Annotated in this window: 21 protein-coding genes and 1 pseudogene; 19 read left to right on the forward strand and 3 right to left on the reverse strand. The window is 64.3% G+C overall.

All coding sequences use genetic code 11. The annotated features are described in order from the left end of the window. From ACCC97_RS14180 to ACCC97_RS14250, 15 genes and pseudogenes are all read left to right on the forward strand, one after another. Positions 1-73 (forward strand): annotated as a pseudogene (locus tag ACCC97_RS14180) (elongation factor Tu); the annotation flags it as partial. A 21-nt stretch (positions 74-94) separates the two neighbouring features. Next, complete coding sequence (rpsJ, locus tag ACCC97_RS14185) at positions 95-409, forward strand: 30S ribosomal protein S10 (RefSeq protein ID WP_007838118.1); 315 nt, start codon at positions 95-97, stop codon at positions 407-409. A 151-nt stretch (positions 410-560) separates the two neighbouring features. Next, complete coding sequence (locus ACCC97_RS14190; protein WP_413333406.1) at positions 561-2,144, forward strand: hypothetical protein; 1,584 nt, start codon at positions 561-563, stop codon at positions 2,142-2,144. Positions 2,145-2,161: 17 nt separating this feature from the next. Beyond that, positions 2,162-2,716 carry a hypothetical protein gene (locus tag ACCC97_RS14195; protein ID WP_413333408.1) on the forward strand — a complete coding sequence of 185 codons (555 nt, stop codon included), beginning with the start codon at positions 2,162-2,164 and terminating at the stop codon, positions 2,714-2,716. A gap of 213 nt (positions 2,717-2,929) precedes the next feature. Next, positions 2,930-3,610 carry a 50S ribosomal protein L3 gene (gene rplC / locus ACCC97_RS14200; protein ID WP_007838124.1) on the forward strand — a complete coding sequence of 227 codons (681 nt, stop codon included), beginning with the start codon at positions 2,930-2,932 and terminating at the stop codon, positions 3,608-3,610. Next, on the forward strand, positions 3,610-4,230 hold the full coding sequence (rplD, locus tag ACCC97_RS14205) for a 50S ribosomal protein L4 (RefSeq protein ID WP_007838126.1): 621 nt from the start codon (positions 3,610-3,612) through the stop codon (positions 4,228-4,230). Before rplC ends, rplD begins: the two co-directional genes overlap by 1 nt. After that, positions 4,227-4,562: a 50S ribosomal protein L23 gene (gene rplW, locus ACCC97_RS14210; RefSeq protein WP_007838129.1), complete on the forward strand. Its 336-nt coding sequence runs from the start codon at positions 4,227-4,229 to the stop codon at positions 4,560-4,562. Before rplD ends, rplW begins: the two co-directional genes overlap by 4 nt. A gap of 2 nt (positions 4,563-4,564) precedes the next feature. Continuing rightward, positions 4,565-5,389 (forward strand): 50S ribosomal protein L2, encoded by an 825-nt coding sequence (gene rplB / locus ACCC97_RS14215; protein ID WP_007838130.1) that lies wholly within the window; start codon positions 4,565-4,567, stop codon positions 5,387-5,389. 10 nt (positions 5,390-5,399) lie between these two features. After that, positions 5,400-5,678 carry a 30S ribosomal protein S19 gene (rpsS, locus tag ACCC97_RS14220; RefSeq protein ID WP_007838132.1) on the forward strand — a complete coding sequence of 93 codons (279 nt, stop codon included), beginning with the start codon at positions 5,400-5,402 and terminating at the stop codon, positions 5,676-5,678. Between the two features lie 9 nt (positions 5,679-5,687). Beyond that, a complete protein-coding gene (rplV, locus tag ACCC97_RS14225) occupies positions 5,688-6,020 on the forward strand; it encodes a 50S ribosomal protein L22 (RefSeq protein ID WP_007838134.1) in 333 nt (110 codons plus the stop codon). A 17-nt stretch (positions 6,021-6,037) separates the two neighbouring features. After that, the gene (gene rpsC, locus ACCC97_RS14230) at positions 6,038-6,949 is read left to right on the forward strand and encodes a 30S ribosomal protein S3 (RefSeq protein ID WP_007838135.1); all 912 of its coding nucleotides are present in this window, start codon (positions 6,038-6,040) and stop codon (positions 6,947-6,949) included. 29 nt (positions 6,950-6,978) lie between these two features. Beyond that, a complete protein-coding gene (gene rplP / locus ACCC97_RS14235; RefSeq protein ID WP_007838137.1) occupies positions 6,979-7,395 on the forward strand; it encodes a 50S ribosomal protein L16 in 417 nt (138 codons plus the stop codon). A 55-nt stretch (positions 7,396-7,450) separates the two neighbouring features. Beyond that, positions 7,451-7,660 (forward strand): 50S ribosomal protein L29, encoded by a 210-nt coding sequence (gene rpmC / locus ACCC97_RS14240; protein ID WP_056589463.1) that lies wholly within the window; start codon positions 7,451-7,453, stop codon positions 7,658-7,660. Between the two features lie 9 nt (positions 7,661-7,669). Further along, complete coding sequence (rpsQ, locus tag ACCC97_RS14245) at positions 7,670-7,939, forward strand: 30S ribosomal protein S17 (RefSeq protein WP_007838145.1); 270 nt, start codon at positions 7,670-7,672, stop codon at positions 7,937-7,939. Between the two features lie 75 nt (positions 7,940-8,014). Beyond that, positions 8,015-8,521, forward strand: coding sequence for a peroxiredoxin (locus ACCC97_RS14250; protein ID WP_007838146.1), 507 nt, complete (start codon positions 8,015-8,017; stop codon positions 8,519-8,521). Positions 8,522-8,606: 85 nt separating this feature from the next. On the opposite strand, the gene ACCC97_RS14255 is transcribed toward ACCC97_RS14250, so the two are convergent. Next, positions 8,607-9,194 (reverse strand): GNAT family N-acetyltransferase, encoded by a 588-nt coding sequence (locus ACCC97_RS14255; RefSeq protein WP_007838148.1) that lies wholly within the window; start codon positions 9,192-9,194, stop codon positions 8,607-8,609. Then, the gene (locus ACCC97_RS14260; protein ID WP_007838150.1) at positions 9,191-9,901 is read right to left on the reverse strand and encodes a cytochrome b/b6 domain-containing protein; all 711 of its coding nucleotides are present in this window, start codon (positions 9,899-9,901) and stop codon (positions 9,191-9,193) included. The genes ACCC97_RS14255 and ACCC97_RS14260 overlap by 4 nt, the downstream gene beginning before the upstream one ends. A 158-nt stretch (positions 9,902-10,059) precedes the next feature. Here ACCC97_RS14260 and ACCC97_RS14265 point away from each other — a divergent pair, with 158 nt between their 5' ends. After that, positions 10,060-10,506 carry a c-type cytochrome gene (locus tag ACCC97_RS14265; protein ID WP_007838151.1) on the forward strand — a complete coding sequence of 149 codons (447 nt, stop codon included), beginning with the start codon at positions 10,060-10,062 and terminating at the stop codon, positions 10,504-10,506. A gap of 68 nt (positions 10,507-10,574) precedes the next feature. Here ACCC97_RS14265 and ACCC97_RS14270 read toward each other — a convergent pair whose 3' ends face one another. Then, positions 10,575-11,072, reverse strand: coding sequence for a TlpA disulfide reductase family protein (locus ACCC97_RS14270; protein ID WP_007838153.1), 498 nt, complete (start codon positions 11,070-11,072; stop codon positions 10,575-10,577). A 91-nt stretch (positions 11,073-11,163) separates the two neighbouring features. On the opposite strand from ACCC97_RS14270, the gene ACCC97_RS14275 reads away from it, so the two are divergent. From ACCC97_RS14275 to ACCC97_RS14285, 3 genes are all read left to right on the forward strand, one after another. Then, positions 11,164-11,709 carry a hypothetical protein gene (locus tag ACCC97_RS14275; RefSeq protein WP_007838154.1) on the forward strand — a complete coding sequence of 182 codons (546 nt, stop codon included), beginning with the start codon at positions 11,164-11,166 and terminating at the stop codon, positions 11,707-11,709. 132 nt (positions 11,710-11,841) lie between these two features. After that, on the forward strand, positions 11,842-12,297 hold the full coding sequence (locus ACCC97_RS14280; RefSeq protein WP_007838155.1) for a PTS sugar transporter subunit IIA: 456 nt from the start codon (positions 11,842-11,844) through the stop codon (positions 12,295-12,297). After that, a complete protein-coding gene (locus tag ACCC97_RS14285) occupies positions 12,266-12,535 on the forward strand; it encodes an HPr family phosphocarrier protein (protein ID WP_007838156.1) in 270 nt (89 codons plus the stop codon). The genes ACCC97_RS14280 and ACCC97_RS14285 overlap by 32 nt, the downstream gene beginning before the upstream one ends. Positions 12,536-12,540 lie beyond the last annotated feature (5 nt).

The raw sequence follows: 12,540 nt of genomic DNA on the forward strand, positions 1-12,540 counted from the left end.
CCTGCGCTTCGCCATCCGCGAAGGCGGCCGCACCGTGGGTTCGGGCGTCGTGGCGAAAATCCTCGACATCTAAGCCGGACGCAAAGGAATCACCATGGCTACCAAGCAAAAAATCCGCATCCGCCTGAAGGCATTCGACTACAAGCTGATCGACCAGTCGGCCGCTGAAATCGTGGACACCGCCAAGCGCACCGGCGCGATCGTCAAGGGCCCCGTGCCCCTGCCGACCCGCATGAAGCGCTTCGACATCCTGCGTTCGCCGCACGTCAACAAGACGTCGCGCGACCAGCTGGAAATCCGTACGCACCAGCGCCTGATGGACATCGTCGACCCGACCGACAAGACCGTGGACGCGCTGATGAAGCTCGACCTGCCGGCCGGCGTGGACGTCGAAATCAAGCTGCAGTAATCCATTCGGCTTCGCGCCGCGGTTACTGACGAAGCCCGCCTGCAGAAATGCAGGCGGGCTTTGTTTTTTGTCTCACGAATGTGGCATCCTCGCCGGTCTGCGGCCCCCATGGGGCGGGGCGCAATGCAGCTGAAACGAGGGCAGCACAGCTATGAGACAAGGCATCTCTTTTGCGTCGGGTTTGATGGCGTGCATCACGGCGGCGTTGTTGACCGCCTGCGGCGGCGGCGGAGGCGGAGGTGGGGGCGGCCTTCCCTTTCTGCCTGTTGCTCCCGCCGCGGCGACGCAAGTCGCTTTGAGCGGTATGGCTACCTATGAGTTTGTGCCCAATCCGAATGGCCCTCTCGTGTACGCCGACACCTCTGTCAGGCCGGTGCGTGGCGCCTTTGTCGAAGTGCTCAATGCCACCAGCGGCAGCCAGCTGGTCACGACCTCCACAGATGACGGTGGCGCCTATGCTGTGACCGTTCCGGCGAACACGGCCGTCATCGTTCGGGTGCGGGCCCAATTGACCCGCACCGGCTCGGCGCCGAGCTGGGACGTCACCGTGCGCGACAACACTCAGTCGAACGCGATCTATTCCATGCAGTCGTCGGCGTTCTCCACGGGAGGTGCGGCACTCACCCGCGATCTGCGCGCCGGCAGCGGCTGGGGTGGATCGAGCTACACCAGCCAGCGCGTGTCCGGGCCGTTCGCCGTGATGGACACGATCTACACCGCGATGCAGAAGGTGCTGTCGGTGGCGCCGGCGACGGCGTTTCCGTCGCTGAAGGTGTTCTGGAGCGTCAACAACACGAACCACAGCGGAAGCATCGCGCTGGGACAGATCGGCACCACGTTCTTCGTCGGCAGGAGTTCGGGGGCGGAAATCTATGTGCTCGGCAAGGAGGATGTGGACACCGACGAATTCGATGCGCCGGTGATCGCGCACGAGTGGGGGCACTACTACCAGGCCTCCTTCAGCCGGGACGATTCGACGGGCGGCGCCCATTCCACGAGCGAGCTCATCGATCGCCGGCTTGCCTTCTCCGAAGGATGGGGCAACGGCTGGTCGGGCATCGCGTTGGGGCGGAGCAACTATGTCGATTCGGGTGGGCCCGGCCAGGCCCAGGGCGGCAGCCTCGACCTCACGAGGGGGCCGGCATCCAACCCGGGCTGGTTCCGCGAATCCTCGATCCAGTCGATCTTCTGGAATCTCAACCAGCAGGTCGGGTTCAAGCCGATCCACGACACGATGACGGGGTTCCAGTTCCGCAGTGGTGCGCCGGTCACGTCGATCCATCCGTTCGCGGCGGCATTCAATACGACGGCGCCGGGCAGTGCGCAGGCGCTGGCTGCGCTGCTGGCGGGGCAGAACATAGCGGGCAGCAGCGATGCCTATGGCTCATCGGAAAGCAATGATGGCGGCTTGCCGATCGTGCTGCCGATGTACAAGCCGGCAGCGATCGGCGGCTCGATTACACAAGCTTGTGTGACGAATGCCGCCGATCCGCAGCGCGATGGCAACAAGCTGGGCAGCTTTGCGTACTTGAGGTTTACGGCTCCGGCTAGCCGCAGTTACCAGTTCGTGGTCTCCCCGCCGGTGGGTGCCAGCACCAATTTCGCGATCTACAAAGGTGGTGTGGTGAGCCGCAATACCAGTTCGGTCAACCTTTCGGCCGGCGACTATGTCCTGGTTGTCAACGATCTCAATAACTCCGCTGCTAGCACGTGTTTCAACGTAACCATTCAATAGCGGTGAGGAAGGCCACCATGAACCCCCGTTCCAGATCGATGATTGCCGCTGCGGCATGGCTGACGCTCGCTGCCACGTCGGCGCCGGTTTTCGCGGACGGCGTGCCCGCGCCCCGAGCGGCCAAGCACGCTGCTTCTTCGCGCCATGCGGCCATGACGGTCGCGGCGCGCAAGCCCAATGATTCCGGTGTCGTGATCCAGTACAGGGTCGACGGCAGGGCCCAGATCGGCCGGCCGGTTTCTGTCGTTCTGCAGTTCGACGGCGTGAGCGATCCGGCCGGGGCCACCGCGCGCCTGACGACGGATGCCGGCCTGACCCTGACGACGAGCAGCAGCCTGGCTCTCCCGGCCGGCCAGCGTACGACCGCCACCGCCACGGTGACGAGCGACCGCGAGGGCCTTGCCTACCTGAACGTCTTTGTCACGCAGAACGGCGCCATGAGCATCGTCGCGATCCCTGTGCAGACCGGATCGGCGGTGCCGGCCATGAAGGGTGCCGGCGAGGTGAAATCGTCCGACGAGGGCGAAAAGATCATCTCCTTGCCCGCCAAAGAGCCAAAAGAGCCCAAATAGGGCCCCAAACAGGCGCAACAATCGCCCTTGCAATGGGCCCGCGCCGCGGGCTATAATCGCTGGCTCTGCCCTTGGTGCGTCCATGCGGGTGTAGTTCGGGCAGAGATTTATCAACCTTCTTTCGCGGGCCGGGAACCTTGGGGAATCGGCCAAACGCTGTCGCCAATTGAAGTGGCAGCGGCGAAGGAAGTCTTCCATTTTTGGAGAAAACAAATGAGTCTGAGCAACTCCCTCGGGTTGCTGGGCCGCAAGGTGGGGATGATGCGTCTCTTCACCGATGACGGGGACGCAGTTCCTGTCACGGTGGTGGATGTGTCCAACAACCGTGTGACCCAGATCAAGTCCCAAGAGACCGATGGCTACGTCGCCCTGCAGGTGACGTTCGGTTCGCGCAAAGCATCGCGCGTGACCAAGCCCGAAGCCGGCCACCTCGCCAAGGCGGGTGTCGAAGCTGGCGAAATCATCCAGGAATTCCGCGTTACCGCAGAAACCGCAGGTCAGCACAAGGCTGGCGGCGTGATTGCGGCAGCCAGCGTGTTTTCCGTGGGCCAGAAGGTGGACGTGCAAGGCACCTCCATCGGTAAGGGCTACGCTGGCACGATCAAGCGCCACAACATGAGCTCGCAACGCGCGTCGCACGGTAACAGCCGTTCGCACAACGTTCCCGGCTCGATCGGCATGGCACAAGACCCCGGTCGCGTGTTTCCCGGCAAGCGCATGACGGGCCACCTCGGCGACGTCACGCGCACGACGCAAAACCTCGACGTGTTCCGCATCGACGAAGCACGTCAACTGCTGCTCATCAAGGGCGCGATTCCGGGTTCGAAGGGTGGCTTCGTCACCGTGCGTCCCGCCATCAAGGCCAAGCCGCAAGCGGCTGAAGGAGCGAAGTAATGGAACTCGAACTCCTGAACGAACAAGGCCAGGCCGCGTCGAAGTACGACGCCCCCGAGACCGTGTTCGGCCGTGACTACAACGAAGACCTGGTCCACCAGATCGTCGTTGCGTTCCAGGCCAACGCCCGCCAAGGCACGCGCGCCCAGAAGGACCGCGAGCAGGTCAAGCACTCGACCAAGAAGCCTTTCAAGCAAAAGGGAACGGGTCGCGCCCGTGCCGGTATGACGTCCTCGCCGCTGTGGCGCGGGGGTGGCCGGATCTTCCCGAACATGCCTGACGAAAACTTCTCGCAGAAGATCAACAAGAAGATGTACCGCGCCGGCATGGCCGCCATCTTCTCGCAGCTCGCTCGCGAAGGCCGTCTGGCCGTGGTGGATTCGCTGACCGTGGATTCGCCCAAGACGAAGCCGCTGGCAGCCCGTTTCAAGGCAATGAATCTCGAGTCCGTGCTCGTGATCGCCGAAGAAGTCGACGAAAACCTGTACCTTGCCTCGCGCAATCTGGTGAACGTTCTCGTGGTCGAACCCCGCTACGCCGATCCGGTGTCGCTGGTTCACTACAAGAAGGTGCTGGTCACCAAGGGTGCCGTCGACAAGCTCAAGGAGATGTTCGCATGAGCCGCGTGAACCCTACCGCCGCTGAACGTACGTTCGAAGAAGGCCGCCTGATGGCGGTGCTGGTCGCCCCGATCGTGTCCGAAAAGGCCACGATGGTCGGCGAGAAGTCGAACGCTGTCACTTTCAAGGTGCTGCAAGACGCCACCAAGCCCGAGATCAAGGCCGCTGTCGAACTGATGTTCAAGGTCGAAGTCCAGGGCGTGTCGGTGCTCAACACCAAGGGCAAGACCAAGCGCTTTGGCAAGTCCATCGGCCGCCGCGACAACGTTCGCAAGGCCTATGTGACCCTGAAGCCCGGTCAAGAGCTCAACCTCGTCGGGGAAGGCGCTTAATCATGGCCGTCATCAAGATGAAACCCACTTCGCCGGGCCAACGCGGCGCGGTGAAGATCTCGCGTGACCACCTGTTCAAGGGTGCTCCTCACGCTCCCCTGCTGGAACCCCAGTTCCAGAAGGCCGGCCGCAACAACAACGGCCACATCACGATCCGTCATCGTGGCGGCGGTGCCAAGCACCACTACCGCGTTGTCGACTTCGTGCGCAACAAGGACGGCATCCCGGCCAAGGTCGAACGCATCGAGTACGACCCGAACCGCACCGCCCACATCGCCCTGGTGTGCTACGCCGACGGCGAGCGCCGCTACATCATCGCCCCGCGCGGTCTGGAAGCTGGTGCAACGCTGCTGTCGGGCGCTGAAGCCCCGATCCGCGCCGGCAACACCCTGCCGATCCGCAACATTCCGGTCGGCTCGACGATCCACTGCATCGAACTGCAACCCGGCAAGGGCGCGCAGATCGCGCGTTCGGCCGGCACGTCGGCCACGCTGCTGGCTCGCGAAGGCGTCTACGCCCAGGTCCGCATGCGTTCGGGTGAGGTGCGCCGCATCCACATCGAATGCCGTGCAACCATCGGCGAAGTGGCCAACGAAGAGCACAGCCTGCGCCAACTCGGCAAGGCCGGTGTGAAGCGTCACATGGGTATCCGCCCGACCGTTCGCGGCGTGGTGATGAACCCGGTCGACCACCCGCATGGTGGCGGCGAAGGCAAGACTGGCGAAGGCCGCCATCCTGTCGACCCATGGGGCAATCTGACCAAGGGCTATCGCACCCGTAACAACAAGCGCACGCAGGTCTTCATCGTGTCGCGTCGCAAGAAGTAAGGGATAGCCAATGACTCGCTCTCTCAAAAAGGGTCCTTTCGTCGACCATCACCTCGTGGCCAAGGCCGACAAGGCCGTGACGACCAAGGACAAGAAGCCGATCAAGACCTGGTCGCGCCGCTCGATGGTTCTGCCCGAGTTCATCGGTCTGACCATCGCTGTGCACAACGGCAAGCAACACGTGCCCGTGTACATCACCGACCAGATGGTCGGCCACAAGCTCGGCGAATTTGCGCTCACGCGTACGTTCAAGGGGCACCCCGCGGACAAAAAAGTCCAGAAGAAGTAAGGAACGACCATGTCTGAAACACGTGCAGTCCTCCGCGGTGTCCGCCTGTCGGTCGACAAGGGCCGTCTGGTCGCGGACCTGATCCGCGGCAAGAAGGTCGATCAAGCGCTCAACGTTCTGCAATTCACGCAGAAAAAGGCCGCTGTGATCATCAAGAAGGTGCTCGAGTCGGCGATTGCCAACGCCGAGCACAACGACGGTGCCGACATCGACGAGCTGAAGGTCAAGACCATCTACGTCGAGCAAGGTGCAACGCTCAAGCGTTTCACCGCTCGGGCCAAGGGTCGCGGCAATCGCATCAGCAAGCCCACGTGCCATGTGTACGTGACGGTCGGCAACTAAGAAGGCCTGGAAGAAATATGGGACAGAAAATCCACCCAACCGGGTTCCGCCTTGCGGTCACCCGTAACTGGTCCAGCCGCTGGTACGCAAGCGACCGCGATTTCGCGGGCATGCTGGCCGAAGACATCAAGGTTCGCGAATACCTGAAGAAGAAGCTGAAGAACGCTTCGGTCTCGCGCGTCATGATCGAACGTCCCGCCAAGAACGCACGCATCACGATCTACTCGGCACGTCCGGGCGTCGTGATCGGCAAGAAGGGCGAAGACATCGAGAACCTCAAGCGCGAACTGGGCAAGCAGCTCGGTGTGCCGGTTGCAGTCAACATCGAAGAAGTGCGCAAGCCCGAAATCGATGCGCAGCTGATCGCCGACAGCATCACGCAGCAGCTCGAAAAGCGGATCATGTTCCGCCGCGCCATGAAGCGCGCCATGCAGAACGCCATGCGTCTGGGTGCCCTGGGCATCAAGATCATGTCGGCTGGCCGCCTGAACGGCATCGAAATCGCGCGTACCGAGTGGTACCGCGAAGGCCGCGTGCCGCTGCACACCCTGCGCGCCGACATCGATTACGGCACCTCGGAAGCCAAGACCACCTACGGCGTCATCGGCGTCAAGGTCTGGGTCTACAAGGGCGACACGCTGGGTCGCAACGACCTGCCGGCCGTCGAAACGCCGCGTCCCGAAGAAGAACGTCGTCCGCGTGGTCCGCGCCGCGATGGCCGCCCGGGTGGCGACCGTCCGGGTTCGGACCGTCGTGGTCCCGGCCCGCGCGCCGGTGCTCGCGGCCCGATCGGTGGCAACACCGCTCCGGCCGATGGCAGCGACAAGCCTGCAGAAGCAACCGGCGGTGCCGGTGACTCGAAACCCGCCGTTAAGCGCGTCCGCAAAGCCGCGCCAGCTGCAGCAGCTGACGGTGCCAAGACCGAGTGATCGGTCTTAGAACTACGGAGTAACAAAACATGCTGCAACCTGCACGCAGAAAGTTCCGCAAGGAACAAAAGGGCCGCAACACCGGCATCGCAACCACGGGTAACTCGGTTGCGTTCGGTGACTTCGGTCTCAAATGCACCGACCGCGGCCGCCTCACGGCGCGCCAGATCGAAGCCGCTCGCCGCGCGATCTCGCGTCACGTGAAGCGCGGTGGCCGTATCTGGATCCGCGTGTTCCCGGACAAGCCGATCTCTACCAAGCCCGCTGAAGTGCGGATGGGTAACGGTAAGGGCAACCCCGAGTACTACGTCGCCGAAATCCAGCCTGGCAAGATCGTGTTCGAGATCGTCGGCGTGCCCGAAGAACTCGCCCGCGAAGCGTTCCGCCTGGCCGCCGCCAAGCTTCCGCTGCGTACGACGTTCGTCGCTCGCCAGCTCGGCGCCTGAGAGGAGAACACTGATGGCAACCCGTAAGAAAAAAGAAACCGCGGCTCCGGCCAAGGTGACGAAGGCCGCAACCCTGCGCACGAAGGACGTCGCAGGCCTGCAAGCCGAAATCAAGGATCTGCAGAAGGCCCATTTCGGTCTGCGCATGCAGAAGGCCACGCAACAGCTGTCGAACACCTCGACGCTGCGCGTGACGCGTCGCGACATCGCTCGCGCAAAGACCATTCTTGCTCAGAAGCAGCAAGAAACCCCCGCCGCCAAGTAAGGAGTGAACATGACGGAACCTAAAAAATCCCTCAAGCGCACCTTGATCGGCAAGGTGGTCAGCGACAAGCGTGCCAAGACCGTGACCGTGCTGGTCGAGCGCCGTGTGAAGCACGAGCTGTACGGCAAGATCGTGGCCAAGACGAGCAAGTACCACGCCCATGACGAAAAGGGCGAGTACAAGCTGGGCGACACCATCGAGATCACGGAAAGCCGTCCGATCTCGAAGACCAAGAACTGGGTCGTGACCCGTCTGGTCGAGAAGGCCGTTCTGGTCTGATCTCCCCGGCTCGCTACAGCCCATCCGGAAACGGCCCACAATGTGGGCCGTTTTTCTTTTTCAGGAGCACTTTCAATGATCAAAGTCGGCGACACCCTTCCCTCGGCCACCCTGCAGGAATATTCCGAAGTCGAGGGCGAAGGCTGCAGCATCGGCCCGAACGCCGTGGACGTGGCCAAGGCTTCGGCGGGCAAGACCATCGCGCTGTTCGCGCTGCCCGGCGCCTTCACGCCCACCTGCTCGGCCAAGCACGTGCCGGGCTACGTGCAGCACTTCGACGACTTCAAGGCCGCTGGCGTGGACGAGATCTGGTGCGTGAGCGTGAACGATGCCTTCGTGATGGGCGCCTGGGCGCGCGACCAGAAGACTGGCACCAAGGTGCGCATGCTGGCTGACGGCAGCGCCGACTTCGCCAAGGCCACCGGCCTCACGCTGGACCTGACCGGCCGCGGCATGGGCCTGCGCAGCAACCGCTACTCGATGCTCGTGAAGGATGGCAAGGTCGCGACGCTCAACGTCGAAGGACCGGGCAAGTTCGAAGTCAGCGACGCCGACACGCTGCTGGCCCAAGCCCGCGGTTAAATAAATCCGGATCCTTCGAGGGGCCTCCCCGCCCACCCCCGGCAGGGGGCGTAGCGACACGAAGTGCGCGCAGCCTGGGGTCGAGCTAAAGCTCCACTTTCAGGTAGTGGGCCCCGGCGACGGGGTTGTGATAGTAGGGTGGTACCTCTGCGAAGCCCAGGTCTTCATAGAGGGCGCGCGCCGATTCCATGTCGTCGAGTGTGTCGAGCAGCACGCAGCCATATCCCGCGCTGCGTGCGGCATCGAGGATCGCCTCGGCCAGTTGCCGGCCCAGGCCCAGGCCGCGGAAGCCGGGGCGCACATACAGGCGCTTCATCTCGGCGGCGTTCGCGTAGTCCGCGCTGTCGAGCGGGCGCAGCGCGCAGCACCCCGCCACATGCGCCAGCGTGCCGTCGGCGCGCCGCAGGGTCGGCGCCTCGCGCCCGGCGTCTTCCTTCACGTTGGCCGGATCGACCAGCGCCAGCAGCAGCAGGCCGCGCGGTTCGGCGTATTCGCCCGGCAGTTGCGCCAGTTCGCCGTCGAAATCCTGAAAGTCCAGGTCGATGTCCAGCGAGGCCGCGTAGTCGCGGAAGATCGCGCGTGTGGCCTCGATCTCGTGAGCTTCTTCGGGTGTGAGCAGCACGACCGCCGGCATGTCCGACAGCGGCAGGGGGCGTGAAACAGAAAAGCTCATACGCGCAGCGAGGAAACCCAATACGCCACGCCCGCGCACAGTGCGAACAGCACCAGCGCCAGCCAGCGCGACGCCGCGTCGTCGCGGCTCGGCGCCACCTCGGCGTTCTCGGCGGAAACCAGCTTGTCGCCCGTCACCATCGGCCGCACCAGTCGGTGCCGCTTGACCAGCACGTAGAACAGCACCGCGAGCAGGTGCAGGCTCACGAGGGCGATCACGATCCACTTGCCCTGCGCCTTGTGCCAACCGGTGGCCAGGCTCACGAGCTCGCCCGAGACGAAACGCGTGAGCGGCCCCGATGCCGAGATTTCGTCGTCCGCCATCAGCCCGGTTGCCACCTGCAAGGCCAGGATCGCCAGCACCGCGAACACCGACAGTGCGCCCAGAGGCGTGTGCCCGATCAGATGGTCCGGGCGCGCTCGTCCGCGCAGATAGGCCGCCATCGAACCCGGGCCGTAGACGAAGGCTGCAAAGCGTGACCAGCGTCCGCCCACGAAGCCCCAGAGCAGCCGGAACAACAGCAGCGCGAGCACCGCGTACCCCAGGCGGAAGTGCCATTCCATGGCATCGTTCAACCCGGTGCCGATCATGCCGATGACGGCTGCGGCCAGCGCCCAGTGGAAAAGGCGTGTCGGCAGGTCCCAGACCCGCGTGCGGGCGCTGGAGCCTGAGGCCGCCGGGAAGGCAGCCACGGAAGAATCGGTCATCGAGAAGGGCGCGGGGCGCAATGCTGCGGAAGGCGCAGATTAGCAAAGTCCAGGCCCCGGCCTGCTTCGGGTTGTTGCTATGCGGCTGTCGCAGGCAGCCCCTACACTCGGCCGCTGCGCCGCGCTCGACGGCATTTTCCCCACAATGAGGACCCCCGATGACCCGACTTGCTCCGTTCGCCCTTGCAGCCGCCTGCGCTGTCCTGTCCCTGCCCGCTGCAGCGCAGTTCGCCAAGTCCGAGGACGCCATCAAGTACCGCCAGAGCGCGCTGTTCGTGATGAGCCAGCATTTCGGCCGCCTAGGCGCCATGGCCAACGGACGCGCGCCCTACGACGCCTCGGCTGCCGCGGCCAACGCCGAAATGGTCGCCGACATGGCAAAGCTGCCGTGGACGGCCTTCGGCGCCAGCACCGAGGGCGGCAAGGCCAAGCCCGAAATCTGGAAGGAAGACGCCAAGTTCAAGGAGCGCCAGGAGAAGCTGATCGCCGAAACCGCCAAGCTGGTGACTGCCGCCAAGGCCGGCAATCTCGACGCGCTCAAGGCCCAGTTCGGTCCGACCGCAGCGAGCTGCAAGGCCTGCCACGACAGCTTTCGCAACCAGTAAGCCGTCGCCTCGCGAAAAAAAACAAAGGCGCTCTTTCGGGAGCGCCTTCTTGCGGGAGGAGCGGAAGATCAGGCCTCGGCCAGCAGCTTCTCGATCAGCTTGTGGAGTTCGGCGAAATCGGGCTCGCCCACATAGCGCTTCACGATCTCGCCGCGCTTGTTGACCAGGTAAGTGGTCGGCGTGAGCTTCACGTCGCCCCAGGCTTGTGCCACGCTGCCGGTGTTGTCGATCGCCACCTTGAACGGCAGCTTGCGCGTTTGCGCGAAGTTGACGACATAGCTCGGCGGGTCGTAGCTCATGGCCACTGCCAACGTGTCGTAGCCCTGTGCCTTGTACTTGTCGTAGGTCGCGATGACCTTGGGCATTTCGCCGACGCAGGTCACGCAGCTCGTGGCCCAGAAATTGACCAGGGTGACCTTGCCCTTCAGGTCTGCCGTGCTCTTTTGCGTGCCGTCGAGCAGCACGAAGGTAGAGGCCGGTGCGGCGGTGGCGCCGGAGCCGAGGTACACGCCCACGCCGGCGGCCAATGCGAGGACGACGGCGGCAGCGGCGATGTATTTCTTCATGGCAACACGGAAGACAAGGGCGGCGCGATTTTAGTTCCGCCCGCCGGATCGTGCTCGCGGCGCCTGGGCGCGGCTCGATAATCGTTCTCCGATGCCGTCTCCCGTCCTCCATTCCCGGTTCGTGCTGGCAGCGGCAGCCTTGGTCGCCGCCTGCAGCCCGACCTTCAACTGGCGCGAAGTGCCGGTCGCCGAATCCGGCCTGATCGTGCTGCTGCCCTGCAAGGCCGACCGGGCGAACCGCGCGCTGCCGCTGGGTGCCGAATCGGTGCAGGTCGACATGACGGGCTGCGAAGCCGGCGGTGCGACCTTCGCCATCGCGCACGCCTCCGCCAGCGGCCCCGAGCAGGCCGAGGCCTGGCTCCGCGCATGGCACGCCGCCACCCGCGGCCAGCTGGGCGAGGCGCAGGTGGCGGAAACTCCCGCCAGCGTCCAGCGCGCGACCGCCGCGCCGGCGCCGCTGCGGCTCGATGCCCAGCCGCGGCAGCAGCAGCAGGGCGCATCGGCGCCGGTACAGGTGCTCTGGTTTGCCCAGTCGCAGAAAGACGGCACCGTGGCGCTCTACCAGGCCACCGTGCTGGGCAAGCCTTCTTCGCCCGAAGCATCGAAAACCTTCTTCGAGAGCTTGCGGCTTCCATGAAGGCCGATCTGCTATGGTTCTGATAGCTACCCGGCTGGCGGCACTGTCCGTTTTTCGGGGCTGCTGCGTTGTGTCGTATATCTACTTCCCCTGGGCGCCCCCGCATAATCGATGCGTCGCCCTCCGCCTCGCATGAACAGCATCCTCATCATCGCCCACTCACCGTTCGCGCACGCGCTGCGGCAGTGCGCGCTGCATGTGTTTCCCGATTGCGAGCAGGCCATCGTCGCGCTCGACGTCCTGCCCAACGTGTCGCCCGAAGAAACGCTGGCCGCCGCGCGCATCACGCTCGCGCAGCAGCTGCACACGCCGCGCTCGCAGGTGCTGGTGCTGGCCGACGTGTTCGGCGCCACGCCCTGCAACGTGGCGCAGAAGCTGGTGGACGGCGTCCGGTCGCGGCTGGTGGCGGGGGTCAATCTTCCGATGCTGCTGCGCGCCGTCACCTATCGGCACGAGCCCCTGGATACGCTGGTGCAGCGCGCCCTCGCGGGCGGCACCGCCGGCGTCATGCAGGTGGCGGTGGCGGCTCCCCAGAACCAGGCAAAAAGAAAGCACAGTGATCAAGAAATCCGTGACCATCAGCAATAAGCTGGGCCTGCATGCACGCGCGTCGGCCAAGCTGACCAAGCTCGCAGGCAGCTTTCCCTGCGAGGTGTGGCTCTCCCGCGGCGACCGCCGCATCAACGCCAAGAGCATCATGGGTGTCATGATGCTGGCCGCCGGACTGGGCAGCACCGTCGAGCTCGAAACCAACGGCGAGCAGGAAGATGAAGCAATGAACGCCATCGTGCTCCTGATGGACGACAAGTTCGGCGAAGGCGAATAAGGACC

It is taken from the genome of Variovorax sp. Varisp85, assembly GCF_047304045.1.
Lineage (GTDB): Bacteria > Pseudomonadota > Gammaproteobacteria > Burkholderiales > Burkholderiaceae_C > Variovorax.

Coding starts and splice junctions, on each gene's coding strand:
- rpsQ (WP_007838145.1), top strand. CDS start 7,670: ATGACGGAACCTAAAAAATCCCTCAAGCGCACCTTGATCGGCAAGGTG.
- ACCC97_RS14195 (WP_413333408.1), top strand. CDS start 2,162: ATGAACCCCCGTTCCAGATCGATGATTGCCGCTGCGGCATGGCTGACG.
- rplV (WP_007838134.1), top strand. CDS start 5,688: ATGTCTGAAACACGTGCAGTCCTCCGCGGTGTCCGCCTGTCGGTCGAC.
- rplP (WP_007838137.1), top strand. CDS start 6,979: ATGCTGCAACCTGCACGCAGAAAGTTCCGCAAGGAACAAAAGGGCCGC.
- ACCC97_RS14265 (WP_007838151.1), top strand. CDS start 10,060: ATGACCCGACTTGCTCCGTTCGCCCTTGCAGCCGCCTGCGCTGTCCTG.
- ACCC97_RS14280 (WP_007838155.1), top strand. CDS start 11,842: ATGAACAGCATCCTCATCATCGCCCACTCACCGTTCGCGCACGCGCTG.
- rplC (WP_007838124.1), top strand. CDS start 2,930: ATGAGTCTGAGCAACTCCCTCGGGTTGCTGGGCCGCAAGGTGGGGATG.
- rplW (WP_007838129.1), top strand. CDS start 4,227: ATGAGCCGCGTGAACCCTACCGCCGCTGAACGTACGTTCGAAGAAGGC.
- rpsJ (WP_007838118.1), top strand. CDS start 95: ATGGCTACCAAGCAAAAAATCCGCATCCGCCTGAAGGCATTCGACTAC.
- ACCC97_RS14260 (WP_007838150.1), bottom strand. CDS start 9,901: ATGACCGATTCTTCCGTGGCTGCCTTCCCGGCGGCCTCAGGCTCCAGC.
- rpsC (WP_007838135.1), top strand. CDS start 6,038: ATGGGACAGAAAATCCACCCAACCGGGTTCCGCCTTGCGGTCACCCGT.
- ACCC97_RS14190 (WP_413333406.1), top strand. CDS start 561: ATGAGACAAGGCATCTCTTTTGCGTCGGGTTTGATGGCGTGCATCACG.
- ACCC97_RS14250 (WP_007838146.1), top strand. CDS start 8,015: ATGATCAAAGTCGGCGACACCCTTCCCTCGGCCACCCTGCAGGAATAT.
- rpsS (WP_007838132.1), top strand. CDS start 5,400: ATGACTCGCTCTCTCAAAAAGGGTCCTTTCGTCGACCATCACCTCGTG.
- ACCC97_RS14270 (WP_007838153.1), bottom strand. CDS start 11,072: ATGAAGAAATACATCGCCGCTGCCGCCGTCGTCCTCGCATTGGCCGCC.
- rplB (WP_007838130.1), top strand. CDS start 4,565: ATGGCCGTCATCAAGATGAAACCCACTTCGCCGGGCCAACGCGGCGCG.
- rplD (WP_007838126.1), top strand. CDS start 3,610: ATGGAACTCGAACTCCTGAACGAACAAGGCCAGGCCGCGTCGAAGTAC.
- ACCC97_RS14255 (WP_007838148.1), bottom strand. CDS start 9,194: ATGAGCTTTTCTGTTTCACGCCCCCTGCCGCTGTCGGACATGCCGGCG.
- ACCC97_RS14275 (WP_007838154.1), top strand. CDS start 11,164: ATGCCGTCTCCCGTCCTCCATTCCCGGTTCGTGCTGGCAGCGGCAGCC.